This window comes from Nonomuraea cypriaca (assembly GCF_015645445.1).
Taxonomy (GTDB): Bacteria; Actinomycetota; Actinomycetes; order Streptosporangiales; family Streptosporangiaceae; genus Nonomuraea; species Nonomuraea cypriaca.
The window spans coordinates 1-23,068 of sequence record NZ_JADOGI010000169.1 but is presented as its reverse complement, the minus strand read 5'-3'; the positions used below and the strand labels follow the sequence as shown (position 1 = coordinate 23,068).

26 protein-coding genes and 1 pseudogene are annotated in these 23,068 nt (G+C 71.2%); 15 read left to right on the top strand and 12 right to left on the bottom strand.

Translation table 11 applies throughout. The features are described from left to right. The 7 genes from ITP53_RS60655 to ITP53_RS39240 all read right to left on the bottom strand — a co-directional run. Window positions 1-1,236: sensor histidine kinase (locus tag ITP53_RS60655; RefSeq protein WP_195900540.1), on the bottom strand; the 1,236-nt coding region annotated here is incomplete at its 3' end. Next, the gene (locus tag ITP53_RS39265) at window positions 1,233-1,922 is read right to left on the bottom strand and encodes a response regulator transcription factor (RefSeq protein ID WP_207757057.1); all 690 of its coding nucleotides are present in this window, start codon (window positions 1,920-1,922) and stop codon (window positions 1,233-1,235) included. The genes ITP53_RS39265 and ITP53_RS60655, both read right to left, overlap by 4 nt. A 92-nt stretch (window positions 1,923-2,014) precedes the next feature. After that, the gene (locus ITP53_RS39260; RefSeq protein WP_195900539.1) at window positions 2,015-3,346 is read right to left on the bottom strand and encodes a cation:proton antiporter; all 1,332 of its coding nucleotides are present in this window, start codon (window positions 3,344-3,346) and stop codon (window positions 2,015-2,017) included. 58 nt (window positions 3,347-3,404) lie between these two features. Next, window positions 3,405-4,721 carry a cytochrome P450 gene (locus tag ITP53_RS39255; protein ID WP_195900538.1) on the bottom strand — a complete coding sequence of 439 codons (1,317 nt, stop codon included), beginning with the start codon at window positions 4,719-4,721 and terminating at the stop codon, window positions 3,405-3,407. Next, a complete protein-coding gene (locus ITP53_RS39250; RefSeq protein WP_195900537.1) occupies window positions 4,715-5,758 on the bottom strand; it encodes an alpha-hydroxy acid oxidase in 1,044 nt (347 codons plus the stop codon). The genes ITP53_RS39255 and ITP53_RS39250 overlap by 7 nt, the downstream gene beginning before the upstream one ends. A gap of 13 nt (window positions 5,759-5,771) precedes the next feature. Next, complete coding sequence (locus ITP53_RS39245) at window positions 5,772-7,322, bottom strand: NAD(P)-binding domain-containing protein (protein ID WP_328817209.1); 1,551 nt, start codon at window positions 7,320-7,322, stop codon at window positions 5,772-5,774. Between the two features lie 70 nt (window positions 7,323-7,392). Further along, window positions 7,393-8,904 carry a class I adenylate-forming enzyme family protein gene (locus ITP53_RS39240; protein WP_195900536.1) on the bottom strand — a complete coding sequence of 504 codons (1,512 nt, stop codon included), beginning with the start codon at window positions 8,902-8,904 and terminating at the stop codon, window positions 7,393-7,395. Window positions 8,905-8,998: 94 nt separating this feature from the next. On the opposite strand from ITP53_RS39240, the gene ITP53_RS39235 reads away from it, so the two are divergent. From ITP53_RS39235 to ITP53_RS39220, 4 genes are all read left to right on the top strand, one after another. Next, entirely contained in the window at window positions 8,999-9,688 is a 690-nt protein-coding gene (locus tag ITP53_RS39235; RefSeq protein ID WP_328817206.1) for a sulfotransferase family protein, read from the top strand. Window positions 9,689-9,784: 96 nt separating this feature from the next. Continuing rightward, a complete protein-coding gene (locus ITP53_RS39230) occupies window positions 9,785-10,048 on the top strand; it encodes a hypothetical protein (RefSeq protein ID WP_195900534.1) in 264 nt (87 codons plus the stop codon). Between the two features lie 246 nt (window positions 10,049-10,294). Next, window positions 10,295-11,851, top strand: coding sequence for an OmpA family protein (locus ITP53_RS39225; protein ID WP_195900533.1), 1,557 nt, complete (start codon window positions 10,295-10,297; stop codon window positions 11,849-11,851). A 76-nt stretch (window positions 11,852-11,927) separates the two neighbouring features. Further along, window positions 11,928-12,704, top strand: coding sequence for an Fpg/Nei family DNA glycosylase (locus ITP53_RS39220; RefSeq protein WP_195900532.1), 777 nt, complete (start codon window positions 11,928-11,930; stop codon window positions 12,702-12,704). An 8-nt stretch (window positions 12,705-12,712) separates the two neighbouring features. On the opposite strand, the gene ITP53_RS39215 is transcribed toward ITP53_RS39220, so the two are convergent. Continuing rightward, window positions 12,713-12,904: a hypothetical protein gene (locus tag ITP53_RS39215; RefSeq protein ID WP_195900531.1), complete on the bottom strand. Its 192-nt coding sequence runs from the start codon at window positions 12,902-12,904 to the stop codon at window positions 12,713-12,715. 76 nt (window positions 12,905-12,980) lie between these two features. Between ITP53_RS39215 and ITP53_RS39210 the strand changes: the two genes are divergently transcribed. From ITP53_RS39210 to ITP53_RS39200, 3 genes are all read left to right on the top strand, one after another. Then, the gene (locus tag ITP53_RS39210) at window positions 12,981-13,400 is read left to right on the top strand and encodes a hypothetical protein (RefSeq protein ID WP_195900530.1); all 420 of its coding nucleotides are present in this window, start codon (window positions 12,981-12,983) and stop codon (window positions 13,398-13,400) included. A 2-nt stretch (window positions 13,401-13,402) separates the two neighbouring features. Beyond that, window positions 13,403-13,627 (top strand): helix-turn-helix transcriptional regulator, encoded by a 225-nt coding sequence (locus tag ITP53_RS39205; RefSeq protein WP_195900529.1) that lies wholly within the window; start codon window positions 13,403-13,405, stop codon window positions 13,625-13,627. A 79-nt stretch (window positions 13,628-13,706) separates the two neighbouring features. Continuing rightward, window positions 13,707-14,414: a DUF4386 domain-containing protein gene (locus ITP53_RS39200; protein WP_195900528.1), complete on the top strand. Its 708-nt coding sequence runs from the start codon at window positions 13,707-13,709 to the stop codon at window positions 14,412-14,414. A gap of 448 nt (window positions 14,415-14,862) precedes the next feature. On the opposite strand, the gene ITP53_RS39195 is transcribed toward ITP53_RS39200, so the two are convergent. Further along, a complete protein-coding gene (locus ITP53_RS39195; RefSeq protein WP_195900527.1) occupies window positions 14,863-15,102 on the bottom strand; it encodes an ArsR/SmtB family transcription factor in 240 nt (79 codons plus the stop codon). A gap of 194 nt (window positions 15,103-15,296) precedes the next feature. Here ITP53_RS39195 and ITP53_RS39190 point away from each other — a divergent pair. Beyond that, window positions 15,297-15,404, top strand: a pseudogene (locus ITP53_RS39190) (IS5/IS1182 family transposase); the annotation flags it as partial. A 30-nt stretch (window positions 15,405-15,434) separates the two neighbouring features. On the opposite strand, the gene ITP53_RS39185 reads toward ITP53_RS39190, so the two are convergent. Genes ITP53_RS39185 through ITP53_RS39175 form a run of 3 tightly spaced genes read right to left on the bottom strand, consistent with a single transcriptional unit; the run spans window position 15,435 to window position 17,438 of the window. Next, window positions 15,435-15,725 carry a hypothetical protein gene (locus ITP53_RS39185; protein ID WP_195900526.1) on the bottom strand — a complete coding sequence of 97 codons (291 nt, stop codon included), beginning with the start codon at window positions 15,723-15,725 and terminating at the stop codon, window positions 15,435-15,437. A gap of 13 nt (window positions 15,726-15,738) precedes the next feature. After that, complete coding sequence (gene pfkB / locus ITP53_RS39180) at window positions 15,739-16,680, bottom strand: 1-phosphofructokinase (RefSeq protein ID WP_195900525.1); 942 nt, start codon at window positions 16,678-16,680, stop codon at window positions 15,739-15,741. After that, window positions 16,677-17,438 carry a DeoR/GlpR family DNA-binding transcription regulator gene (locus ITP53_RS39175; RefSeq protein WP_195900524.1) on the bottom strand — a complete coding sequence of 254 codons (762 nt, stop codon included), beginning with the start codon at window positions 17,436-17,438 and terminating at the stop codon, window positions 16,677-16,679. Before ITP53_RS39175 ends, pfkB (ITP53_RS39180) begins: the two co-directional genes overlap by 4 nt. Before the next feature lie 353 nt (window positions 17,439-17,791). On the opposite strand from ITP53_RS39175, the gene ITP53_RS39170 reads away from it, so the two are divergent. From ITP53_RS39170 to ITP53_RS39140, 7 genes are all read left to right on the top strand, one after another. Next, window positions 17,792-18,553, top strand: coding sequence for a DeoR/GlpR family DNA-binding transcription regulator (locus tag ITP53_RS39170; RefSeq protein WP_195900541.1), 762 nt, complete (start codon window positions 17,792-17,794; stop codon window positions 18,551-18,553). A gap of 61 nt (window positions 18,554-18,614) precedes the next feature. Beyond that, window positions 18,615-19,586 (top strand): 1-phosphofructokinase, encoded by a 972-nt coding sequence (gene pfkB, locus ITP53_RS39165; protein WP_195900523.1) that lies wholly within the window; start codon window positions 18,615-18,617, stop codon window positions 19,584-19,586. A 39-nt stretch (window positions 19,587-19,625) separates the two neighbouring features. Next, a complete protein-coding gene (gene mtlA / locus ITP53_RS39160; RefSeq protein WP_195900522.1) occupies window positions 19,626-20,828 on the top strand; it encodes a PTS mannitol transporter subunit IICB in 1,203 nt (400 codons plus the stop codon). Between the two features lie 4 nt (window positions 20,829-20,832). Then, window positions 20,833-21,141 (top strand): PTS lactose transporter subunit IIB, encoded by a 309-nt coding sequence (locus tag ITP53_RS39155; RefSeq protein ID WP_195900521.1) that lies wholly within the window; start codon window positions 20,833-20,835, stop codon window positions 21,139-21,141. Next, window positions 21,134-21,592, top strand: a complete 459-nt coding sequence (locus tag ITP53_RS39150) for a PTS sugar transporter subunit IIA (RefSeq protein WP_195900520.1) — start codon at window positions 21,134-21,136, stop codon at window positions 21,590-21,592. The genes ITP53_RS39155 and ITP53_RS39150 overlap by 8 nt, the downstream gene beginning before the upstream one ends. Next, window positions 21,589-22,629, top strand: coding sequence for a zinc-dependent dehydrogenase (locus ITP53_RS39145; RefSeq protein ID WP_195900519.1), 1,041 nt, complete (start codon window positions 21,589-21,591; stop codon window positions 22,627-22,629). Before ITP53_RS39150 ends, ITP53_RS39145 begins: the two co-directional genes overlap by 4 nt. A gap of 126 nt (window positions 22,630-22,755) precedes the next feature. Continuing rightward, on the top strand, window positions 22,756-23,040 hold the full coding sequence (locus ITP53_RS39140) for an HPr family phosphocarrier protein (RefSeq protein WP_195900518.1): 285 nt from the start codon (window positions 22,756-22,758) through the stop codon (window positions 23,038-23,040). Window positions 23,041-23,068: the final 28 nt, after the last annotated feature.

Here is a 23,068-nt window from a genome sequence, read left to right as displayed (position 1 = left end):
GCCGTCCCCTGGGCGGCCGTCCGCCGTGATCGTGCCGCCGTGGCCGTCCACCACCTCCCGTACGAGCGCCAGCCCCAGCCCGAACCCCCCACCCACGAACCTGGCGAAGAGCCGCTCGGTGTCGCCGGGGTCCAGGCCCGTGCCGTCGTCGCGGACCGTGAGCCGGACCGATCCCGGAGCGCTGGACAGGGTCACCCAGATGTGACCGCCGACGCCAGTGTGGCCGAGCGCGTTGTCCAGGAGGGCCGAGATCACCCGGCGCAGCGCGGACTCGACGCCGCTCACGACGTGGTCGACCGGCCCCTCGCAGCGGACCTCGATGGTCACGCCCCTGGCCGCCGCCCTGACGCCCTCGGCCACCGCCAGCTCCGCGGCCAGCGCGGCCAGGTCCACCGGGCCGAACGGCCGGCGCAGCTGCTCGTACTGGGCCGAGCGCAGCAGGTCCTCCACCACTTCGCCGAGCTGCTTGGTGCCGGTCACCAGCTGGTCCACCTCGTCGATGAGCAGGATGGGGTCCGTGCCGCCGCGCAGCCGCCGGGCCAGGAGCTGGGCGCGGGTGTGCAGCCGGGTCAGCGGGGTGCGCAGCTCGTGGCTGACGTCGGTGGCGAAGCGGCGCTGGCGGGCCAGCGCCTCGCCCAGCGGGCCGATCGCGCGCCGGGAGACGACCTGGCCGACCAGCAGCGCGGCCAGCAGGCCGACGACCTCCGCCCAGGCCAGCGTGCGGAGCAGCCTGCTGCGTTCCGCGGCCTGGTAACGCAGGTCCATCGCGGCCTGGATCGTCGTGTCGCCGCGCTGCTGGGTGCGTACAAGGTAGGCGTGCCCGGCGACCTCGACCTCGGCAAGCCGGGGCGCGCCCGCCCCGGCGTCGGCGTCGGCACCGACGCCGGCCTCGGTGGCGGCGGCGGCCTCGGTGGCGGCGGCGGCCTCGGCGGCGGCGGCGAGGGCTGCGCGGACGGGAAGCGCAGGGGGTGCGCCGGGCGAGGCCCGTACGGTGCCATCGGGCCGCAGCTCGTACAGCCACACGCACGGCGGCGGGTGGGCGATCGGGGCACGCTCGGCGGCGGCGGCCAGCTCGCGGCGGGCGGAGGCGCTCTGCTCGTGCAGCATGGCGCAGTAGACCAGCATCGCGACCAGCGCCAGGAGCACCGAGATCGCGCCCGCCACCTGGACCGTGAGCCGGCGGCGAGCCCTGGTCAGCAGCCGCCGCTCGGCGTCCGGCCGCGGCCCCCCGCTCACAGCGAACCCAGGCGGTAGCCCACACCTCGCACGGTGCGCACGACCCCGGCTCCCAGCTTGCTGCGCAGGTAGTAGACGTACGTGTCCACGATCGACTCCGTCTTGGCGCCGTCGAAGACCCGCTGCCGCAGCGACCTTCGGGTGTGTACCTGCCGCGGCCTGGCGGCCAGGGCGCTCAGCAGCCGGCACTCCTGGCCCGACAGCGTCACCTGCTCACCGCTCGGCAGCCGTACGAGGTGCGACTCGGAGTCCAGCCAGCCCTCGCCGAGGGGCAGCAGCCTGGCCTGGTCCAGGTTCCTGCGGTGCAGCGCCCGCACCCGGGCCAGCAGCTCCTCGACGTCGAACGGCTTGACCAGGTAGTCCTCCGCGCCTGCGTCGAGGCCGGCGACCCGGTCGGCGACCGCGCCGAAGGCGGTCAGCATGAGCACCGGCGCGGTGACGGCCTGCCTGCGCAGCCGCCGCAGCAGGTCGATCCCGTCGAGCGCGGGCAGGCCGCGGTCGACGATCAGCACGTCGTACGGGTGGCACAGCCCCAGGTGCAGCCCCCGCTGCCCCTCCAACGCCAGGTCGACGGAGTAGCCCTGCTCGGTGAACAGGTCGACCAGCATGCGCCCGAGTTCGCGGTCATCCTCGATGAGCAGCAGCCGACGGGAGAGCAGGTCGGCCGTACCCGATGTCCCAGCCACCAGACCACGGTCACATCATCCTTCGCGAATTACCAGGTCCACTGGTCCACTGCGTTGATCGCACGCCGGCACACAGCGGCCCACCTGCGGGATCATCCCGAATTGGACCGCGCGACCTGCTCTTCTCGTGGAAGTTCCACGGAGGTCTCCGCCTTCCTGACCCGCTCCAGGCGCTCGGGCAGCGCCAGCTTGTACAGCGGCAGGGCGCCCGCGGTCGTGATCACGGCCACGAGCACGAGCATGGCGAACAGCTCCTGCGTGATCATGCCCTGAGCCAGGCCGATGTTGATGAAGATGAGGATCATCAGGCCGCGGGCGTTCATGAGCGCCCCCACCGCGTACGACTCCCGCCAGCCGAACCCGATGGCCCGCATCGCCAGCGAGCAGCCGAAGTACTTGCCGCAGAACCCGGCGGCCAGGATCAACGCGAACGCCAGCAGCATGGTGCCGCCCGCGATGCCGCCGAGCTGCGTGTTCAGCCCCGAGAAGGTGAAGAACGTCGGCAGCAGCAGCGTGGAGACGACCTCCATCATGCGCCCGTGCAGGATCTGGCGGAACGCCGGGTCGCGCGGCATGGCCAGGCCGGCGAAGAAGCCGCCGAAGACGGCGTAGACGCCGATCCAGTCCGTCAGCCAGCCGGCCGTGAGGGGGATGAGGATGACGACGTACATGCCGGTGGCGCCCAGCTTTCCGGTGCGGGCGACGGTCCGGCCCATCGGGCGCAGCAGCGGCGCGACGACCTTGAGCATGACGATCGCGAACAGCGCCGTCAGCCCGATCGTGGGCAGCGCGCCGGCCGCGCCTGCGCCGAGGTGCATGGCCGACAGGACGGCGAGGATGCACCAGGCCAGGGCGTCGTCGATGGAGGCGGCCAGCAGGGTGAGCCTGCCGACCCTGGAGTGCTCCAGGCCGCGCTCGTACAGGATCCTGGCCAGCATCGGGAACGCGGTCAGCGACAGCGCGCCGCCGAGGAACAGGGCGAACTGGAACGGGCTGACGTCGGGGCGGGAGAGGAGGTCGTACAGGAGGAGGCCGGAGCCGAAGCCGAGCAGCAGCGACGGGAGGATGCCTGAGGCGGCCAGCGCGGAGGCCCTGCGCATCTCGCCGCTCTGGGCGCTGTGGTCGATGCCCGCGCCGACCAGGAACATGTACAGGGTCAGGCCGATGGTGCTGAGTACGTACAGGATCGGCCGGACCTCGGGCGGGAACAACGCCGCCTGCACCTCAGGGAACAGCCAGCCGAACAGCGTCGGCCCCAGCAGCACACCGGCGACCATCTCGCCGAGCACGCGCGGCTGCATCACCATGAGGGCCAGCCGCCCGCAGATCGCCGACGTGATCAGGATGACCACGAGGGCGGGCAGGACCTTGAGTATCAGGGCGAGGTTCGGGTCGGGAGCCGTGACCTGGACCAGAAGAGTCATGCCGATTCTCCGCTCAGTGATCGAACGCTCAGTGGCCGAACCTTCAGTGATCGAACCTTCAGTGATCGAAGTGGTGCGCGCACAGCCGCTGCCGGCGCGCGTCCCAGACCATGTAGCTGCCGAGGACGAGCTGTACGAGGCTGCGCCAGACGTCCTCCCAGCGGTCGCGGGCCCGCATGTACAGGAGGGCTGCGCGCGTGTACAGGAGGACCCGCGCGGTGGCGCCGCGCGGGATGAGCAGGCAGGGTCCCCGGTTGGGCATCGACCTGGTGTGGGCGGCGGAGGAGCGCAGGTCGTACCTGGTGAGGATCTCCCGCGCCGCGACGCGCATGGTGATCGGCGCCAGCCGCCAGGCCGGGCACGGGCGGTTGGCGGCGATGCCGAACGGGATGTGGTTGAGGTCCTTGGCCGGCCGCTCGAAGCGGCCGGGATCGAACCGGTCCGGGTCGGAGAAGCCGGAGCGGTGGAACGCGGGGTAGTCGAAACAGAGCACCGAGCCGGCCGGGATGGTGGTGTGCTCGTCGAGTGGGATGTCGCCGGTGGTGATGCGGTGGGCGACGCCGAACAGCGGGTAGAGCCGCATGGTCTCGGCGATCACCCGGTCGAGGTGGCGATCGTCCGCCGTACGGGCGTCGTCCTGGACGCCGGGGTGCTGGGCGAGCACCATCAGCAGGTGGGCCATGGCCTCCGACATCTGCACGACGGCCGTGTTGAAGAAGGCGCCCTGCAGATAGTATGCCTGCTCGCGCGGCGACAACCCGGGCGGCAGCGGGACCCGCACCCGTGACAGGCGGCCGAGCAGGTGGCGGGTCAGCCGGTGGCGGCGCTCCATGTGCCGCAGGCCGCAGCACTTGAGCGCGGTGACGACGTCGTTCGCGTTACCGGCGATCAGGTCGCGGGCCTCGCGCGGGCACGGCTCGGCGAACACCAGCTCGTAGTAGAACTCGGCCCACAGCGGCATCATCAGGTCCCGCAGCCGGACCAGCCCGCGCGTCTCCCCCATCGTGCGCGCGACGCAGCGGCGGGTGAGGTCCTCGGCCTCCGCGCGGGGCATGGCCAGCAGGGCCCGGGTGGTCCTGGCGACGGCGTCGTACCGCTCACCCGCCTCCAGGTGCTCCTGGTGCATCTCGGGGCCGGGCGCCAGCCAGTACCAGAACAGGTCCGACAGCGCGGCTCCCTCGCTCCGCCCGCCGGCGGCGGGGTGGGAGTAGACCTCCCTGAAGCGGTCGACGCCGATCAGCGGGCCGGGGACCGGTATGCCCTCGTTCCCGTTGACCCGGTTGAAGACGCGTACGCGCAGCGCCACGACGCGGGCGGGCAGCCACCACGGGAGGCTCAGCAGCACGGCGACGACGGCCGCCAAGATGATCAGCATGGCCGGCGCACCATGCCGGGTTCGAGCTCGTGGACCGACGCGCAGCCGCACAGGGTGAGCGCGTGCTCGACCTCGGCGCGCAGCAGGCCGAGCACGCGGGCCACACCCCGCTCGCCGCCGGCGGCCAGGCCCCAGAGCACCGGGCGGCCGACCGCGACCGCGACCGCGCCGAGCGCCAGCGCCTTCAGCACGTCGGTGCCGCGCCTGACACCGCCGTCCAGCAGCACGGGCACGGCCCCGCCGACCGCCGCCGCGATCTCCGGCAGCAGCTCGATCGTGGCCGGTACGGTGTCGAGCTGGCGCCCGCCGTGGTTCGAGACCATGATCGCGGCGACGCCGTGGCCGAGCGCGAGCCGGGCGTCGGCGGGGTGTGTGACGCCTTTGAGCACGATCGGCAGCGAGGTCATCTCCCTGAGCAATCCGAGGTGCTCCCAGGACGGTTCCGGCGACATGACGACGGGCCGCACCCGGTCGCCGTCGCGCAGGTTCTCGCAGCACAGGTGCGCGGGCAGGTCGTCGAAGCCGTTGCGCAGGTCCCGCTCGCGCAGCCCCATGACGGGCGAGTCGGCCGTGACGACCAGCGCCTTGCAGCCGGCCGACTCGGCGCGGCGGACGAGCCGCTCGGTGAAGGCCAGGTCCGGCTGGACGTACAGCTGGAACCACAGCTCGGCCTCCGGCGCGGCGGCCGCCACGTCCTCGATCGCGACCGTCGCGGCCATGCTCACGATCATGATGGTCTCCGCGGCGGCGGCCGCCCGCGCGGTGGCCCGCTCGCCCTCCGGGTCGGCCAGCCGGTGGAACGCGGTCGGCGCCACCAGCACCGGCACGGCCGCGTGGCTGCCGAGCAGCGTGACGTCGGTCTCGAGTTTGGTGACGCCGCGCAGCACCCTCGGCAGCAGCCCGAGCCGCCCGAACGCGGCCTCGTTGGCTCGCATCGTGACCTCGTCACCGGCCCCGCCGGCGAAGTAGTCGTAGTGCGCGGGGTCGAGGCGGGCGCGGGCGGCGGCCTCGAACTCGCGCAGGGTCCACCTCTCCATCAGACCCCGCCCATCAGACAGGGATCGCCGCGGTACGGCGGGCGAAGAAGGCCCGGAGCGGCTCGACGTGGACCTCCTGGGAGTTCCACTCGTTCTCCAGGTTCTCGGTGACGTGGTGGGCGACCGGCGGCTCTCCCGGCAGGTGGTGACGGACCACGGGGTGGAGGTAGTGGCCCTCGTGGGCGCGGGCGGAGTCGCTCTGGCTGATGCGGCCGACCTCGATGTCGAAGGGGTCCACCTTGTCGTGGTCCGGGCCGTACTCCAGGGTGATCGCGAAGTGGCCGTGGTCGCCGATCGGCGGTCCCTGCAGGTCGTACGGCACCTCCTCCAGGTACCGCGCGGCACCGCCGTCGAGAACGATCACGTCGGCCAGCAGGCCGAACTGCTGCCACAGGGCCGAGGTGCGGTTGACCCGCTCGATGACGGCCGCCGCGAGCGCGCCGGGGTCGGCGGGCAACTCCCTGGCCGGCCAGGGCATGCCGTGGTGGCGGGACTCCATGATCCGGTGCAGGGAGCGGACGGCGTACCTGAAGCCGTGGATGAACCCGCTGGTGCCGCGCTTGAAGTCGCGTGACTGCATGATCGTCCCGGCGAAGTACAGGCCGGGCACGTTGACCGACTCGTACGCCGGGCTGATCGCCGGGAACCTGCCGTCGATCACCAGGTCGGGGCGGCACGCGTCGGCGAAGATCGAGGCGTCGAAGCGGAACCCGGTGCAGACGATCACCCGGTCGTACGGGATGTCCTTGGTGACCTCGTTCACCCGGGCGAAGGCCACCGTGACCAGGTACGTCCCGTCCGGCTGCCGCTCGATGCGCTTGACGTCGCCGTCGAGCAGCGCGTTCTGGGACTTGAGCTGGTAGGAGTCGAGCAGGTTGTTGTTGATCGCGCGCAGGTGGCCGACGTAGTGGGTGCGCCAGGCCATGCGTACGGACCTCGGCCCGGCGACGTGGATCACCGCGGCGGTCTCCACCAGGTTGCCGGCCGTCTCGAAAGCGGAGTTGCCCTTGCCGATGACGAGCACCCGCCGGCCGGTGTAGTCGGCGGGGTCGGTGGAGGCGGTGCCGTAGAGGTCGGCGGTCTCGATGCCCGGGATCGGCGGCACGTTGGGGCGGGTGACGCCGGTGGCGACGACGACCCGGCGGGCGAGGTAGGTGCGCCCGTTCTCGTCGGTGACCCGGAACAGGTCCTGCCGGTCGACGCGGACCACGCGGGCGTCGTAGGCGACGTTCAGCCCCTGGGCGAAATCGGTGAGGTAGCGGACCAGGTCGTCGGCGTGCGGGAAGTACCGGTCGCTGTAGCGCGTGAACAGCAGGCCGGGGTCGTCCGACAGCAGCGAGTTCCAGTCCATCCGGAGGTTCAGCTCCGGGTCGTCCCAGCCGGTGTGCTTCTTGTTGATCGAGATGAGCGTGCGGTGGCGCGGGAAGGTGCGGAAGAACTGGCTCGGCGCGGAACCTGCCTCAAGGATGAGGTACTTCCGCCCCGCCCGGTGCAGGAAGTACCCCAGTTGCAGTCCCGCCGGGCCGGCGCCGATCACCAGGTAGTCCAGGGTGTTGTCCGGCACGGAGGCCTCCGTCACAGCGATGTGGTTGAACGGGCAACCACAGTGTTGGCGGGGAATTCTCAGAAATTGCTCAGAGAGCGCCGTGGTGCCTGGCCAGCAGGGCGCGTTTGTCGGGCTTGCCGGCGGCGGAGACCGGGACGGCGGGCACCATCGTGATCGTCTTCGGCACGCTGTCGTCGCCGAGTTCCGCCCGCACCAGCGCGGCCAGGGCGCCGCGGCCCGGTGTGCGGCCGGCGACGGGCACGACGAACGCGTGCACGGCCTCGCCGGTGCCCTCGTCCGGAGCGCCGGCCACGTACGCCTCGCCGACGCCGGGGTGGCCGGTCAGGACGCGTTCGATCGGGCCGGCGTACACGACCATCGCGTTGACCATGATCACGTCGCGGGACCTCCCCGCCAGGTGGAGGAAGCCGTCCCCGTCCACGTGGCCGAGGTCGCGGGTGCGCAGCCAGCCGTCCCGCAGGACGTCGCGGGTCTCCGCCTCGTCCCCCCAGTAACCCGCCATCACGTACGGGCTCCGCACGTGGATCTCGCCTGTACGTCCCGTGGGCAGCTCCGCGCCGGCCTCGTCGCGCACGCTGATCTCCACCCCCGGGTGCGGCCGGCCCGCCGAGCCAACCCCCTGGCCTGCGGCGAGGTGACCGGGCGTGAGCATCGCGACGTTGCCCGCCTCGGTCTGCCCGTAGCCCTGGTACACGACGGGACCGAGCCGCTCCGCGGCCGCCGCCAGCCGGTGGACGCCGATCGGCGAGCCCGACACCATCAGCGCGCGCAGGCTGCCGACGTCCACCTCGTCCTTGTCCAGCACGTCGAGCATCTGGAACAGCCGAGGCACGGTGATGATCGAGCCGGTGATCCGGTACCGCTCGATCGCGTACGGGAACACGGGACGCCCGTCGTCCTCCGGGATCACCGCGGTGCCGCCGCCCAGCAGGCACGGGGCCAGGAACTCCATGACGACCATGCTGGCCAGCGTGCCGAACAGCAGGTAGCGCTCGAAGTCCCCGGCGAAGGCGGCGGCGACCGGCGACCACACGCGCGGCTGCCAGGCCCAGTGCGCGCCGAGCGCGCGGTAGGTGATCGCGCAGCCCTTGGGCCGGCCGGTGCTTCCGCTGGTGAAGGTCAGCGCGGCCACGTCGTCCGGGCGGGCGGTCACGGTGAGCGGCCGGCCGTCGTCGGGGCGGGCCAGCAGGTCTGCCGCGCTCTCCGAGGGCCCGAGCGACAGCGCCGTCCCGGCGGCCCCGAGCAGCTGGGGCGTGGCGGTCCCCGGGTCCACGAGGACGGCGTCGAGGCCCGTTCCGAGCACGTGGGCGAGTTGTCCCGGCGGGTAGCCGGGCCGGACGCCCACGACCCGGCAGCCGAGCACGTGCGCGGCCATGTGGGCGGCGAACGCCTCCGGCGTGACGGAGGTGCGGATCGCGACCGCCCGGCCTGGGCCGAGCCCCGCCGCGCGCATCGCGTTCGCCAGCCGCCTGATGAGCTCGAGCAGCTCGCCCCTGGACACGGTCCTGTCACCGTGCTCGAATGCGGTGCCGGCGGGCGCGGCGCGTAACGCGTCGAGCAGGGGGTGCGGGAAGAGCATGGCCGGCTCCTCTGGGCATTCGACGCCGTATGGGATACACCCTGACATTAGGCAGCCCAGATCAGAGTCACATCAGAGGCGTGGTGAGTGCTACGTGAAAGTGATCGGCGCGGGTTTCGGCCGTACGGGTACGGCGTCGCTGCGGGCGGCGCTCGAACTCCTGGGATTCGGCCCCTGCTACCACATGTCGGCGGTCATCGCGGAGCCGTACCGGGTGCGGCAGTGGCTCGACGTCGGCGAGGGGCGCTCCCGCGACTGGGACCGGCTGTTCTCGGGCTTCCAGTCGGCGCTTGACTGGCCCGCCGCGGCGTACTGGCGGGAGCTGGCCGGGCACTATCCCGACGCGAAGGTCATCCTCACCGTCCGCGACCCCGCCCGCTGGTACGACAGCGTCAGCGCCACCATCTTCCGCAGCGCGCTGGAGAACCGGCGCCGCCTGCCGCCGCACCGCCGGGTGATCCGCCGGCTGGTGGCGTGGCGGCAGCCCGACTTCGCCCTCTACCCGCGCATGTCCAGGGCGACCGTGCTGGAACGGGTCTTCGACGACCGCATCGACGACCGCGACCACGTCATCGAGGTCTTCGAACGGCACATCGCCGAGGTCAAGACCGAGATCCAGGACGAGCGGCTGCTGGTGTACGAGGTCGGGGAGGGGTGGGGGCCGCTGTGCGCGTTCCTCGGCGTACCCGTGCCGGAGGTACCGTTCCCGCAGGTCAACGAGCGGGCCGCGTTCCGCCGCAAACGGCCGCGCCGGCTGCTCCGGCTGATCCTGCGCGGCCGCTGATCCCCGCCCCGCCACCATCCGAGCGCCCTTCACGGGGCCTCCAGGGGGCTCGTGAGGGCCCTTCACGTCGCCGACCGCGCGGGCCACAATGGGCCCATGCCGAGCTTCGAACGGCTCACCATCGAGGAAGCCCGCACCCTGACCCGCGAGGAGCTCCTCCCCCGGATCGAGGAGGAGCAGAAGTACTGGTACCACCGCATCCACCGCTGCCTGATGCAGCCAGGGGACGACGCGGCGTTCAGGACCTTCAACGACATCATGCACATCGCCGTCGATCCACACCGATCCGCCGCCGTCAGGGACGCGGCCGCGGACGAGAACTACTGGCGCAAGCCCCTCGGCGAGCTCGGCGAGCTCTGAGCCGGCCCGGCGCTCCGCGGCGCGCGCAGCCCCTTGCTGCGCGACCCCTTCGCGTGTATACATGACGAACGCCTTGACTCCCCGGGACCGCGAGCGGTGGGAACCGGCGGGCCACGGCGCGGCAGGTGCGAGGGCGAGGGATCTGTCACGTCCGGCGGCCACAAGAGCCGTTCCCGCTTGAGAGCACGCGTATCCAGCGGCGTGTACGGCTGATGTGATGATCAAGTAAGCGATTCTGGAGTGATCGTGAGAGCGCGCGTCCTCGCCGCCGTACTGCTCGGCCTGCTCACCGCCTGCGCCGACACCCCGCCCGCCACACAGGGCACCCCGCCTCCCGCGACGAAGACGTCGCAGGCTCCGCCGGCGCGGCAGGCGTACGAGCGCACCGGCGGCTGCCAGAGCGGCGGCGACGACGTCCCCTTCAAGGCCGAGGTCATCGGGATCGAACGGCAGCAGCGGCACACGCGGCTCCGGCTCGCGCTCAGCCTGAACGGCGTGGACAAGTGGCATGGCATGAACTTCTTCGGCCGGCTCGACTTCGCCGCGTTCCGGCTGCTCGACCCCGTGGGGCGGCGGCTGTACCGGGCCAAGAGCAGCCCCGAGCTCGATCAGTTCGGCTGGTTCCACAAAGACATCCGCTACGAGACCGAGAACTACTACGACCCGATCCCGGCGTCGGTCGAACAGCTCACCGTGATCCCGCCGTGCTCGTTCGGGGAGATGACCGGCATCCCGGTGACCGACGCCGAGGTCCCCGCCGACCCGTCCCCCCGGCCGACCACCTCCTTCGGAGACGACGAGCCCGGCACCAGGGTCGTGCTCACCACGGACCCGCCGCCCGCCGGTGCCGCGCCCGACTACTCGGACCTGTACGCGGTCGAGGAAGGCGCGCAGGAGAAATCGACGGGCACCGACGAGGAGACCATCGCGCTGCGCGCCGACGTGCTGTTCGCGTTCGACAAGGCCACCCTGTCCGCCAAGGCACGGGCGGTCATCGACGACGTGGCCGAGGAGACCAGGCGGCGGGCCGACCCGTCCAAGCCGCCGGTGCTCATCACCGGGCACACCGACAGCAAGGGCGACGACCCCTACAACCTCCGGCTGTCGCTTCGGCGTGCGGAGGTGGTGCGGTCGTATCTGTCGCGGACGCTCGGCACCGACTATCAGTACAAGGCCGAAGGAAAAGGGGAGACCCAGCCCGTCGCCGAGGAGGGCGGATCGGACGATGAGAAGGCGAGCGCGAAGAACCGGCGCGTGGAGGTCTCCTACAGGATCAAGCAGACGGTGACGACCACAGGAGCGCCGACATCGGGCACGACCACGGCACCGGTCCCCGGCGGAGCGGGCCGGCCGGCCCCGTTCCAGGCGGACGCGGGGCTCGGTCAGCCCGTCGCCGAGTTGAAGCACCCCGACGGCTGGCTGCTGCGCGTACACCGGCCCTACCGTGACGGGGCCTTCATGGTCGGCGTCTACGAGATCGCGAACGAGACCGGCGGCTGGGAGCACAACCTCACCCCGCGCGACGACGGGGACCAGCCGGGCTCCATGTTCGGCGCGCTCCACTGGATCGACCCCGCCTCCAACCGCCGCCAGCGCGTCGTACGCGTGGGCAAGTACGGCAACGCGCCCGACGGCTACACCTACGTCGCCAGCCAGGAGATCACCGGCGAATGGGGCCAGGCGTGGACCGAGCACGTCCCCTACCGGATCCACGCCTACTACGCACCCCCGCCGGACGGCGTGACCACCCTGACCCTGGACGCCGGCCCGTACGGCCAGGTGCCCAACGTGCCGATCAAGTGAGACCCCGCGAGCCTGCCGGGTCGCCCGAACGGTCCGGGTCAGGATTGGACGCCGCCGCCCAGGGCAACAGACCTCCATGCCGGAGCTTCCCGACGTGGAGGGGTTCCGCCGCGTGCTGTCTGAGCACACCGGCGAGCCGATCAAGGCCGTACGCGTGCACGACCCCGGGGTCCTGCGCGAGGTCGGCCCGCGCCAACTGGGCGCCGCGCTGCGCGGGCACCGCTTGGAGGAGCCGCGACGGCACGGCAAGTGGCTGATCGCGCCTGCCGGCGGGCCGGTGCTGATGCTGCACTTCGGCATGACGGGTTCGCTGTCCTGGCACCCGTCCGGCGACCCCAGGCACCGCCACGACCGCGTCGTCTGGGAGTTCGACGACGGCGAACTGCGCTTCCGCGACATGCGCAAGCTCCAGGGCATCCACCTGGCCGCTGACGAGTCCCAGGCCGAGCGGACGCTCGCCGACCTCGGCCCCGACGCCCGCGAGGTGTCCCGTGACAGCTTCGACGAGTTGCTGTCGGCCCGCCGGAGCCGGCTCAAGACCGTGCTGACCGACCAGAGCGTCCTGGCCGGTCTCGGCAACCTGCTCGCCGACGAGATCTGCTGGCGCGCCCGCATCCATCCCCTGCGCTCGGTGACGGAACTGGACACGAACGACAAGGCCGCGCTGTACCGCGCGATGCGCCGGATCCTGGGCGATTCACTCAAAGCCGAATGTGTGCCGCCGCGTACCACCTGGCTCACCGGCTCCCGCGACGACCCCCACGGCCACTGCCCACGCTGCGGCACCCCCCTGTCCCGCCGCCGCGTCGCCGGCCGCACGACCGTCTGGTGCCCGGCCTGCCAGCCCCGCTGACCCCTATGTCAGGCCTCTGGAACCTTCGGCTCCGAGGTCATCCGGCATCGCCCGCCGCCGACCCGGCACGAGTCCGGCGCCGGGGGCTCCTCCGCGGCTCGCAGGCGCGGCATGTCCACGCCACCGACGAGATCACCCTCACCCCCGACGCCTACGACACCCACCTCGGCGTCGACCTCGACCTCCCCGCGGGACGTCATGGTAAAAAATGTTTGACATCATGTCTGCGCTGCTTTACCTTGACCATGTAAAAGTTTCTTTACATTGGAGCGGGACATGTCCTCCGAAGAGAAACGCTCGTGGATCTACGTCGTGGTCAGCGTCGGCGTCTCCGCGGTCTACTTCGTCACCGTCCTGTCGAAGGTGCCGGGAGCGGACGTCGCGCGGATCGCCTATGTGCGGCCGATGCTCACCGCCATCGGTGCCGGGATCGGCTTGGGCATCGTCGCCGGCATCGCGGCCGCCATCGCCTCGCCGAGGGAGGCCGACCGGACCGACGAGCGCGACCGGCAGATCCACCGGCTGGGCGAGTACGTCGGTTACTACGTCATGAGCATCGCGGCGATCGTGCCGATGGCCCTGACCATGGCGGAGGCCGCCCACTTCTGGATCGCCAACGCGCTGTACCTGGCGTTTGTCCTGGCCACCCTCGCCTCGTCGATCGTGAAGATCGTCTTGTACCGCCGGGGCTTCTAGCCATGGTCAAGCCCACGAAGGTCACGAACTCGATCCGAGCCCTGCGGTTCGCGCACGGCGAGATGACGCAGGCGCAGCTGGCCGACCGCATCGGGGTGACCAGGCAGACCGTCATCGCCATCGAGCAGGGCCGCTACTCACCGTCGCTGGAGGTGGCGTTCCAGATCGCCCGGGTGTTCGGGGTGCCGCTCGACGACGTCTTCCAGTACCCGGACTTCCAGGGCTAGCCACCTACCACCGCACCCGGCGCGCGAGGAGATCGCCTCACGGGCCCGGGCCGTCACACCCCAAAACCAAGGAGAAGCCATGCACGCCCCTAAACGCCTCGCCCGTATCGCGGGACTGCTCTACCTCATGGTCGGCATCGGCGGCGCCTTCGCGGAGATCGTGCGGGTCACGGTGTACCAGGCCGGCGACGCCGCCACGACGGCACGGAACGTCGCGACCCACGCCGGCCTTGTCCGGGCCGGCGTCCTGGCCGACCTCGTCACCACCGTGACCGGGTTATTGACGGCCATGGCCCTGTACCTGCTGCTCAAACACGTGCACGCCAACGCCGCCCGGGCAATGGTGGCCTTCATCGCGGTCGCCGCCGCCATGATGGCCCTCAACCTGGCCCACCAGTTCCAGGCGCTGCACGCGAGCGACGCCGCCTACACCAACGCGTTCGGCGCGGCGGGGTCCGACGCGCTCGTGCTCCTCATGCTCGACCTGCACCACAGCGGGTACCTCATGACGCAGGTCTTCTTCGGCCTGTGGCTGCTGCCGATGGGCTACCTCGTCTACCGGTCGGGCATGATCCCGCGCGTGATCGGCGTACTGCTCATGGTTGGCTGCTTCGGCTACCTCGTCGACACGTTCGCCCGGTTCACCGCGCCCGGACTGGGTGCGGCGCTGGGCCCGTTCGTCGTCACGCCGGCCGCCATCGCGGAGGTCTCGATGATCCTCTGGCTGCTCGTGAAGGGCGTCAAGGCCCCGCAGCGCGACCGTCCCGCCGCCGTTGCTGCCGCGTAACCCCTGACCGCGAAAACGGCGCATCCGGGCGCCGTACCCGCGGAAGATCAGCTCTTCCGCGGTGTTCTTCTTCTTGATCGCCCCCAACCCGGCCCGGCGCGTTGCGAGCGACTCGTGCTCGCCCGCGGCGTGCGCCTCCGGCATCCCCATCGCCATCACACTCTCGGAGATCACCCTGGTGGACCGGCGGCGCCCTCCGATCAGCAACAGCGTCGACTGGACCAGCGTCCGCAGCTCATGGTCGTCGGCGAACACGCCGTCGAGTCTCGGCAGGATGTCGCTCAATATCGAGACCGCCTCCAGGTCCTTGCCGAGGGAAGGCGCGACCTTGGCGAGCTGGACCGCGAGCCGCGCCCTCCCCCGTCGGTCAACCGGGTTGCGGATCGGTCAGGATGTTTCGAGCTGGGGGGTGTCGGGCCGGGTGGCCGGTGCGGTGGCGGCTGCCATGTCAGTGGGTCTCCTTCGCGGGGTCGGGCGTGGTGGAGAAGTGCGCGAGCCAGTCGCGTACGAGGTCCAGGCGCTTGCGTTCGAGGCGGTAGATCCGCATGCGGCCGTCGCGCGCGCTGCTGAGCAGCCCGGCGGCTTCGAGGATCTGCAGGTGGCGGGTGGTCGTCTGCCAGGCGTGCGAGAACACCGCGGCGATCTCGCCGGCGGCCATCGATCCGCTCGCTGAGTATTTGGTGGTCAAAAGCAGGGAGGGTGCAGGGAGCGGCCACCGCGGCCTGTGGCCGATGGATCAGGGTTACGCGCCCTGCGCCATCTTCATGAGGCGGGACAGCTCGGGCCGGGTCGTCCCTCGCGGTGCGCAGTCTTGGTGTACCTGGGCACCTTGCCGCAGCCCTCCAGCACGCCCGCCAGGTCCGCGAGTGACACCGTGCGGCGTTCTACCTCGCCCTGGCCACCGCGATCATCACCGTCCGTAGCCTCATCCGCCGGGCCTGGTACACCCACCGCTGGGACACCCGACCCATCAGCCCCCGCATTCGGTAGCCCCAGCCCACCGCCTACTGGCGGACGCCCTCATGGCTCGATGGTCACCTTGATCGGGACGCCACGGCTCACGAGCCGATGGCGTCCAGGATCCCCGCGAGGGGGAGGCGATGCGTGATCAGGCCGCACACCCGGCACCGCGCCCTCGGCGACGGCCTGAAGCGCTCGCGCGTCGGGTGCGGGGCTCGACCTGTTGGCGCCGACGATCGTCGGCTCTCGGTAATACACCGGGTCGGAGTCGACCTGGGTGATCGGGTCGTCCGTTGGCCAGATCGTGATGTCCGTGCCGCACGTCGAGCAGTTGCGAACACGGATCTTCACGCGGATGCGCCGCTCACCCCCCGGACATGAGCGGCAGAGCCGGATCTGGGGTGCAGATCCGGACAGCGGTGCGATCGATGTCGGCCGGGCTCGGCATGCGACTGCCCGGCAGTCCCACGGAGGCGCTCGCCCACGCGAGCCCCTCGGCCAGAGCCGATTCGCCGCGTGCCCCCGCTGCCAGGAATCCCGCGAGCATGGCGTCGCCCGCGCCCACGCTGCTGCGCGGCTCCTTGACGGGGCACGTGCCGTACCAGACCTGGTCGCCGTCGATGAGCAGCGCTCCATCGGCGCCGAGGCTGGTCAGCACCGAGCGTGCGCCCATCGCCCGTAACTTGCCCGCGGCGTCGATGACGTCGCCGACGTAGGCGATCGGGGTGCCGGTCGCCTCCGCGAGTTCCTCGCGGTTGGGCTTGACCAGCGTGGGGCCGGCAGCCAGCGCGGAGACCAGGGCCGGCCCGCTCGTGTCGACCGCGACCCGTATGCCCGCACCGGCGAACCTCTCGCACAGAACCGCGTATACCTCGACCGGCACACCGGGCGGCAGGCTGCCCGAGGCGACGACCCAATCCGCCGATCCTGCGGCGTCGAGGACAGCGCTTGCCAGCGTGTCGAGCTCGGCCGCCGTCAGCGCCGTGCCAGGCTCGTTGATCTTGGTGACGGTTCCGTCGGGTTCCGCCAGCGTGACGTTGGAACGGGTCTCCCCCACCACCGGAATGGAGATCATGTCGATGCCCTCGGCGGCGAGCAAGGCCAGGAGCTGCCGTCCTTCGGCCCCGCCGAAGGGGATGACGGCGCGCGACCGCACCTGGTTGGCCAGCAGCGCGCGTGACACGTTGACCCCCTTGCCTCCAGGGTCGCGGTGAGCGGCCGCCGCCCGGATGACGGCTCCGCGGGTCAGCGAGCCGACCTCGATGGTGCGGTCCAGGCTTGGGTTCAGCGTCAGCGTGAGAATCATACGCGCACGACCTCCGGCCCGGCTGCCGCCACATCCGCGGCGAGTTGGAGATCCAGCCGCGTGTCGGTGATGATCATGTCGATCTCGGACAACGACGCGAAGCGCGTCAGGTAGTTGTCGGAGAACTTGGTGTGGTCGGCCAGAAGCACGGACCGCTGCGCGCAGCGGATCATGGCCCGCTTGATCGCTGCCTCCGCCGGATCGGGCGTCGTCAGTCCCTTGGCCACGGAACAGCCGTTGGCCGCCATGAAGGCCACGTCGACGTGTAACTGTGAAAGCTGCTGGAGCGCCCAGTCCTCGACGGTGGCCAGGGTGCGACCCCGTACCCGCCCCCCCAGCATGAATGCCGTCACGTTGGTACGGGCGGCCAGCGCGGCGGCCAGGGGTGGCGAATTGACGATGACGGTGAGCTCGCGGTCGGCGGGTATGGCCTGAACAAAGCGGCCCGTCGTCGTGCCCGCGTCGATGATGACGGCGCCGTCTTGCGGCAACTCGGCCAGCGCCGCTTTGGCGATGCGCTCCTTCTCCGCCGTCATGACCTCGTCCCTCGCGGCGAGAGGGGGCTCGAAGCCAAGCCGCTCGACCGGGATCGCCCCGCCGTGCACCCTCCGCAGCACGCTCGCGCGCTCGAGAACCGTCAGGTCCCGGCGGATCGTCTCCGTCGTGACGCCGAACTGTTCCGCCAGGCTGACCACGTTGACCCGCCCGGCGGCACGGGCTTCACGCAGGATCTCCTGCTGCCGTTCCTCGGCGTACATTCTGTTGATTCACCCCCGATTTGATGTTGTTCCGTTTGTTTTTATACCCGAGCATGTTGCCGGTCAAGGAGCCGCGAGAAGGAGCCTCGTCGCGAGGTCCGTGAACCTTTGATCGCCACGTCATCATGGGCACGCGTCCGCCTCTTCGCCGTAGGGCGTGGTGACGCCGGCGTTACGCCAGATGCGTGATCACGCGCCGCCCCGATGGCGGCCCTGGACGAGAGCGGCCTGGAAGAACGAAGGCGAAGACCGAGCCGCCCATCACCGCCGTCCTCCTGTTTCGCTCTTGACCCTGCAACACATACGGGTATAAACAAAGACGAAACCACCTTGAAACGGCGGTGAATCACACAATGTACGCCGAGGAGCGACAGCAGGAGATCCTGCGACGGGCTCGGGCGATGGGACGGGTCGACGTGGTCACCCTTGCCGATGAGTTCGCGGTCACCACCGAGACGATCCGCCGCGACCTCACCGTCCTGGAGCGCGCCGGGGTGTTGCGACGGGTGCACGGCGGCGCGATCCCGGTGGAGAGGCTGGGCTTCGAGCCGGCGCTGTCCACCCGCGACGAGGTCATGATCGCCGAAAAGGAGCGCATCGCCAAGGCTGCTCTGGCCGAGTTGCCCGACGACGGCTCGATCATCATCGACGCGGGCTCGACGACCGGCCGGCTGGTGCAGGTGCTGCCACTGGACCGGGAGCTGACCGTCATCGTCAACTCGCCGCCGCTGGCCACGGCGCTGGCGGTGCGGCCCAACCTGAGCGTGATCATGCTCGGCGGGCGAATGCGCCCCCGGACCCTGGCCACCGTGGACGACTGGGCGCTGCAACCCCTGGCCCAGTTGCACGTGGACGTGGCCTTCATGGCCGCCAACGGCTGCTCCGCGGCCAAGGGGCTGACCACCCCCGACCCGGCGGAGGCGGCGATCAAGCGGGCGATGGTCCGGGCGGCGGAGCGCTGCGTGCTGCTCGCCGACCACACCAAGTTCACCAACACCTACCTGGCGCGCTTCGCGACGGTGGCCGAGATCGACATGGTGATCAGCGACAGCGGCCTGGACGACCAGGTCGCGGCCGAGCTCCACGCCGCGGGCCCTGATGTGGTGCGCGCATGACCGCTGCCACCGGCCCACGTCCGGCCCTCGCGACCCACGACCACCTGTCAGGGGTGGACAGGTGATCCTCACCCTTACCCTCAACCCCAGCCTGGACCGCACCATCGAGGTCGGCTCGCTGACCCGGGGCGCGGTGATCAGGGCCGGGGCCGCCCACCTCGACCCCGGAGGCAAGGGCGTCAACGTCTCGCGGGCGCTGCTGGCCAACCAGGTCAGGTCGTGCGCGGTGATTCCCTACGGCGGCGACGAGGGGCGCAGGCTGATCGGCCTGCTCTCCGCCGCGGGCCTGGACATGATCACGGTGCCGGTGGCCGGGTCCACCCGGTCCAACATCTCGCTGACCGAGTCCGACGGCACCGTGACCAAGATCAATGAGCCCGGCACCGCGCTGTCACCCTCGGAGCTGGACACCATCGCCGACGCGGTGCTCGGCGCTGCCCACTCAGCCGACTGGGTGGTGGCCTCGGGCAGCCTGCCGCCCGAGGTCCCCGCGGACGTGTACGCGCGGCTGTGCCGCCGGTTCGCCGACGCCGGCATCAACGTGGCGATCGACACCAGCAGGCCCGCGCTGCTCGCCGCCCTCGCCGCCGGCCCGGCCCTCGTCAAGCCGAACCGGGAGGAGCTGGCGGAGGCGACCGGCATACCGATCGCCACGCTGGGCGACGCCATCGGCGCCGCGCGCAAGCTGTGCGCCATGGGCGCGCGGGCCGTGCTGGCCAGCCTGGGCCGCGACGGCGCCGTGCTCGTCGAGGGCGGCGCAGAGGAGCAGGTGTGGTTCGGCGAGTCTTTCGTCGCCGAACCGCGCAGCACGGTCGGCGCGGGCGACGCGATGCTGGCCGGGTTCCTCGCCGCGGGCGCCCGCGGCGAGGAGGCCCTGGCCGAGGCGCTCGCCTGGGCCACCGCCGCGGTCGCGCTGCCGGGCAGCCGGATGCCGCACCCAAGAGACATCAACCGTGATCTGGTGCGACTCTCACCGCCCGATCCGAACCTGCCGCTGCGGCCGGGGGCTGACAGCGGCGCATCCCCCATCTGACCGGCATCATCGCGCCGGTCACCTCAGAAGGAGAGACAGATGACCTCCGTTTACACACCCACCGTTGAGGGGACCGGAGTCAAGGCCACAATCCAGCGCATCGGCGGGCATCTCGCCGGAATGATCATGCCGAACATCGGTGCGTTCATCGCCTGGGGCCTCATCACCGCGCTGTTCATCCCGACCGGATGGTGGCCGAACGAAACCCTGGCCGAGCTGGTTGATCCGATCATCGGCTCGCTCCTGCCGATTTTGATCGGCTACACCGGCGGCCGGATGGTGCACGGCCAGCGTGGCGCGGTCGTGGGCGCCGTCGCCACCATGGGCGTGGTCGTAGGCGCCGACGTGCCGATGTTCCTCGGCGCGATGATCATCGGCCCGCTCGCCGCGTACATCATCAAGCTGGTCGACAAGCTGTTCGAGGACCGGATCAAGCCCGGGTTCGAGATGCTGGTGGACAACTTCTCCGCCGGCATCATCGGCGCGGGGATGGCGATCGCCGGCGCCCTTGCCATCGGCCCGGTGGTCGAGCAGGTCACCAGGATCGCGGGCAGCGGCGTCGAGTGGCTGGTCACCAACAACCTGCTGCCGCTGGCGTCGGTGCTGATCGAGCCGGCCAAGGTGCTGTTCCTGAACAACGCGATCAACCACGGCGTGCTCGGCCCGCTCGGCGTCGCCGAGGCGGCGGAGGCCGGCAAGTCGATCCTGTTCATGCTGGAGTCGAACCCCGGCCCCGGCCTCGGCCTGCTGCTGGCCTACATGTTCTTCGGCCCGCGCATGCTGCGCGCCAGCGCGCCCGCCGCGATCATCATCCAGTTCCTCGGCGGCATCCACGAGATCTACTTCCCCTACGTCCTGATGAAGCCGCGCATGATCCTCGCGGTCATCGCGGGCGGCGCGGCCGGCGTGGGCACCTTCATGGTCACCGGCGCGGGCCTGGTCGCCACCCCGGCGCCGGGCAGCATCTTCGCCGTCCTCACCATGACCCCGCGCGGCGGCTGGCTCGGCGTCATCCTCGGCGTCGTGGTCGCGACGGGTGTGTCCTTCCTCGTCGGCGCGGCGCTGCTCGGCTTCGGCAGGGCGTCCGGCGACGCCGGGGAGGAAGAGGAGCCGGCGACGCCGGCGGGCGAGCAGGCGTCCGGTGCGGAGACCCCGGCCAAGGCCGAGGGCACGGACGACGACACAGCACACGACACCAACGATGCGCGCAAGGACGGCGCGCCGGTCATGAAGGAGGCCTAGCAGCATGGCGAGCATAGAGGGCAAGGACATCAAGAAGATCGTCATCGCCTGCGACGCGGGCATGGGGAGCAGCGTGATGCTGGCCTCCACCGTGCGCAAGCAGCTCAAGGACCACGACGTGGAGGTGGTGCACACGCCGGTCAACACGATTCCCGCCGACGCCGACGTCGTGCTCTGCCACTCAGGGCTGGCCGAGCGGGCGCGCAAGTCGGCGGCGGGCATCCCCGTCGTCCCGTTCCGGGTCTTCATCGGCGACCCGGCAGTGACCAAGGTCGTCAACGCGATCAAGAACGGCGGCGCCTTCGATGCCTGAGGTGGCGCCGCTGCCCCTCGACCCGCGCGCGGTCAGGCTCGACGCCGCGGCGGCGAGCCGCGACGAGGCGATCCGCCAGTGCGGCGAGTTGCTGCTGTCGGTCGGCGCGATCGAGGCGGCGTACATCGACACGATGCTGGAGCGCGAGCGCTCGGTGTCGACCTACGTCGGCGAGGGCGTCGCGATCCCGCACGGCACGCTGGCCGGCAAGGACGTCGTCCACCACGATGCGATCTGCGTGCTGCGCTTCCCGGACGGCGTCGACTGGGACGGCGAGCGGGTCGACGTCTGCGTGGGCATCGCGGCCAAGGGCGATGGGCACGTACGGCTGCTGTCGGAGCTGGCCCAGATCCTGCTCGACCCCGGCCGGGCCCGCGAGCTGCGCGAGGCCACGGAGACGGGCGCGGTGCTGCGCCTGCTCCAATCGATCGGAGAGGAAGCCAACCAGTGAAGGTCGCCCGTTTCCACGCGCCAGGGGACATCCGCATCGAGGACGCACCCGAACCCGTGGCCGGTCCCGGCGATATCAAGATCCGGGTCCGCAACTGCTCGACCTGCGGCACGGACGCCAAGATATACAAGCACGGCCACCACCACATCCGGCCGCCCAGGGTCATGGGGCACGAGATCGCCGGGGAGATCGTCGAGCTCGGCGACGGCGTGTCCGGCTGGAGCCTGGGCGACCGGGTACAGGTCATCGCGGCGATCCAGTGCGGCGTGTGCGAGGAGTGCCGGCGCGGCCGGATGACCGTGTGCCCGAACCAGGAGTCGATGGGCTACCACTACGACGGCGGCTTCGCCGAGTACATGGTGGTCCCGGCCAAGGTGCTCGCGGTCAGCGGGCTCAACCGGATCCCCGAGGGCGTCGGCTATGCCGAGGCGTCCGTCGCCGAGCCGCTCGCGTGCGTGCTGAACGGGCAGGAGCTGGCCCGGGTCGGCGAGGCCGACGACGTGGTCATCATCGGCTCAGGCCCGATCGGCTGCCTGCACGTACGGCTGGCGCGCGCCCGCGGCGCCGCCCGGGTGTTCCTGGTGGACCTCAACGCCGAGCGGCTGGCGATGGCGGCGAACCTGGTGCACCCGGACGAGTCGATCCGCGGCGACGAGTTCGACGTCGTGGACGAGGTGCTCAAACTCACCGGCGGGCGCGGCGCCGACGTGGTCATCACGGCCGCGGCCTCCGGGGCGGCGCAGGAGCAGGCGATCCAGATGGCGGCCAGGCAAGGCAGGATCAGCTTCTTCGGCGGCCTGCCCAAGGACGCGCCGATCATCCGGTGCGACTCCAACCTGGTGCACTACCGGGAGCTGACCATCGTCGGCGCCAATGGCTCCAGCCCCCAGCACAACGGCCAGGCCCTGCGGCTCATCGCCGAGGGCTCGGTGCCCGTCGCCGACCTGATCACGCACCGGCTGCCGCTGGCGCGGGTGCTCGACGGCATCGGCGTCGTCAGCCGCGGCGAGGCCATCAAGGTCACCGTCGAGCCCTGACCCGCGACTCACCCGTCCAACCTCTTATCACCGACCCACCACAGGACCCAGGCGCCACCGCCCACCGCGGGCCTCCGCCGTCACGGACGCCCGCCGGGCCCGGCGTCATCGAGAGGAGGGCTTGCCATGCCCGAGAGGAAGGTCACCGTGGCGGCGAGCAGCGGCCTGCACGCCCGTCCGGCCAAGCTGTTCGTACAGGCGGCGGCCAAGCAGGGCACGCCGGTCCGGATCCGGGTGGGCGAGGGCAAGTCGGTGCCGGCCAACAGCATGCTGGGCGTGCTGTCGCTCGGTGCGACGCACGGCGCCGAGGTCACGGGGGAGGCCGTGGGGCCCGAGGCCGAGGCGGCGCTGGACGCGCTGGCCGGCCTGCTCGCCATGGATCTCGACGCCGGCGAGCCCGCCGGCGCCTGACTCCCATTCCCATCCCCCGGCGTACGCC

Bases quoted from the DNA above. Each gene is read 5' to 3' on its own strand.
- ITP53_RS39260 (WP_195900539.1), bottom strand. From the start codon at position 3,346: ATGACTCTTCTGGTCCAGGTCACGGCTCCCGACCCGAACCTCGCCCTG.
- ITP53_RS39255 (WP_195900538.1), bottom strand. From the start codon at position 4,721: ATGCTGATCATCTTGGCGGCCGTCGTCGCCGTGCTGCTGAGCCTCCCG.
- ITP53_RS39250 (WP_195900537.1), bottom strand. From the start codon at position 5,758: ATGGAGAGGTGGACCCTGCGCGAGTTCGAGGCCGCCGCCCGCGCCCGC.
- ITP53_RS39240 (WP_195900536.1), bottom strand. From the start codon at position 8,904: ATGCTCTTCCCGCACCCCCTGCTCGACGCGTTACGCGCCGCGCCCGCC.
- ITP53_RS39230 (WP_195900534.1), top strand. From the start codon at position 9,785: ATGCCGAGCTTCGAACGGCTCACCATCGAGGAAGCCCGCACCCTGACC.
- ITP53_RS39220 (WP_195900532.1), top strand. From the start codon at position 11,928: ATGCCGGAGCTTCCCGACGTGGAGGGGTTCCGCCGCGTGCTGTCTGAG.
- ITP53_RS39215 (WP_195900531.1), bottom strand. From the start codon at position 12,904: ATGACGTCCCGCGGGGAGGTCGAGGTCGACGCCGAGGTGGGTGTCGTA.
- ITP53_RS39210 (WP_195900530.1), top strand. From the start codon at position 12,981: ATGTCCTCCGAAGAGAAACGCTCGTGGATCTACGTCGTGGTCAGCGTC.
- ITP53_RS39205 (WP_195900529.1), top strand. From the start codon at position 13,403: ATGGTCAAGCCCACGAAGGTCACGAACTCGATCCGAGCCCTGCGGTTC.
- ITP53_RS39200 (WP_195900528.1), top strand. From the start codon at position 13,707: ATGCACGCCCCTAAACGCCTCGCCCGTATCGCGGGACTGCTCTACCTC.
- pfkB (WP_195900525.1), bottom strand. From the start codon at position 16,680: ATGATTCTCACGCTGACGCTGAACCCAAGCCTGGACCGCACCATCGAG.
- ITP53_RS39175 (WP_195900524.1), bottom strand. From the start codon at position 17,438: ATGTACGCCGAGGAACGGCAGCAGGAGATCCTGCGTGAAGCCCGTGCC.
- ITP53_RS39170 (WP_195900541.1), top strand. From the start codon at position 17,792: ATGTACGCCGAGGAGCGACAGCAGGAGATCCTGCGACGGGCTCGGGCG.
- mtlA (WP_195900522.1), top strand. From the start codon at position 19,626: ATGACCTCCGTTTACACACCCACCGTTGAGGGGACCGGAGTCAAGGCC.
- ITP53_RS39155 (WP_195900521.1), top strand. From the start codon at position 20,833: ATGGCGAGCATAGAGGGCAAGGACATCAAGAAGATCGTCATCGCCTGC.
- ITP53_RS39150 (WP_195900520.1), top strand. From the start codon at position 21,134: ATGCCTGAGGTGGCGCCGCTGCCCCTCGACCCGCGCGCGGTCAGGCTC.
- ITP53_RS39140 (WP_195900518.1), top strand. From the start codon at position 22,756: ATGCCCGAGAGGAAGGTCACCGTGGCGGCGAGCAGCGGCCTGCACGCC.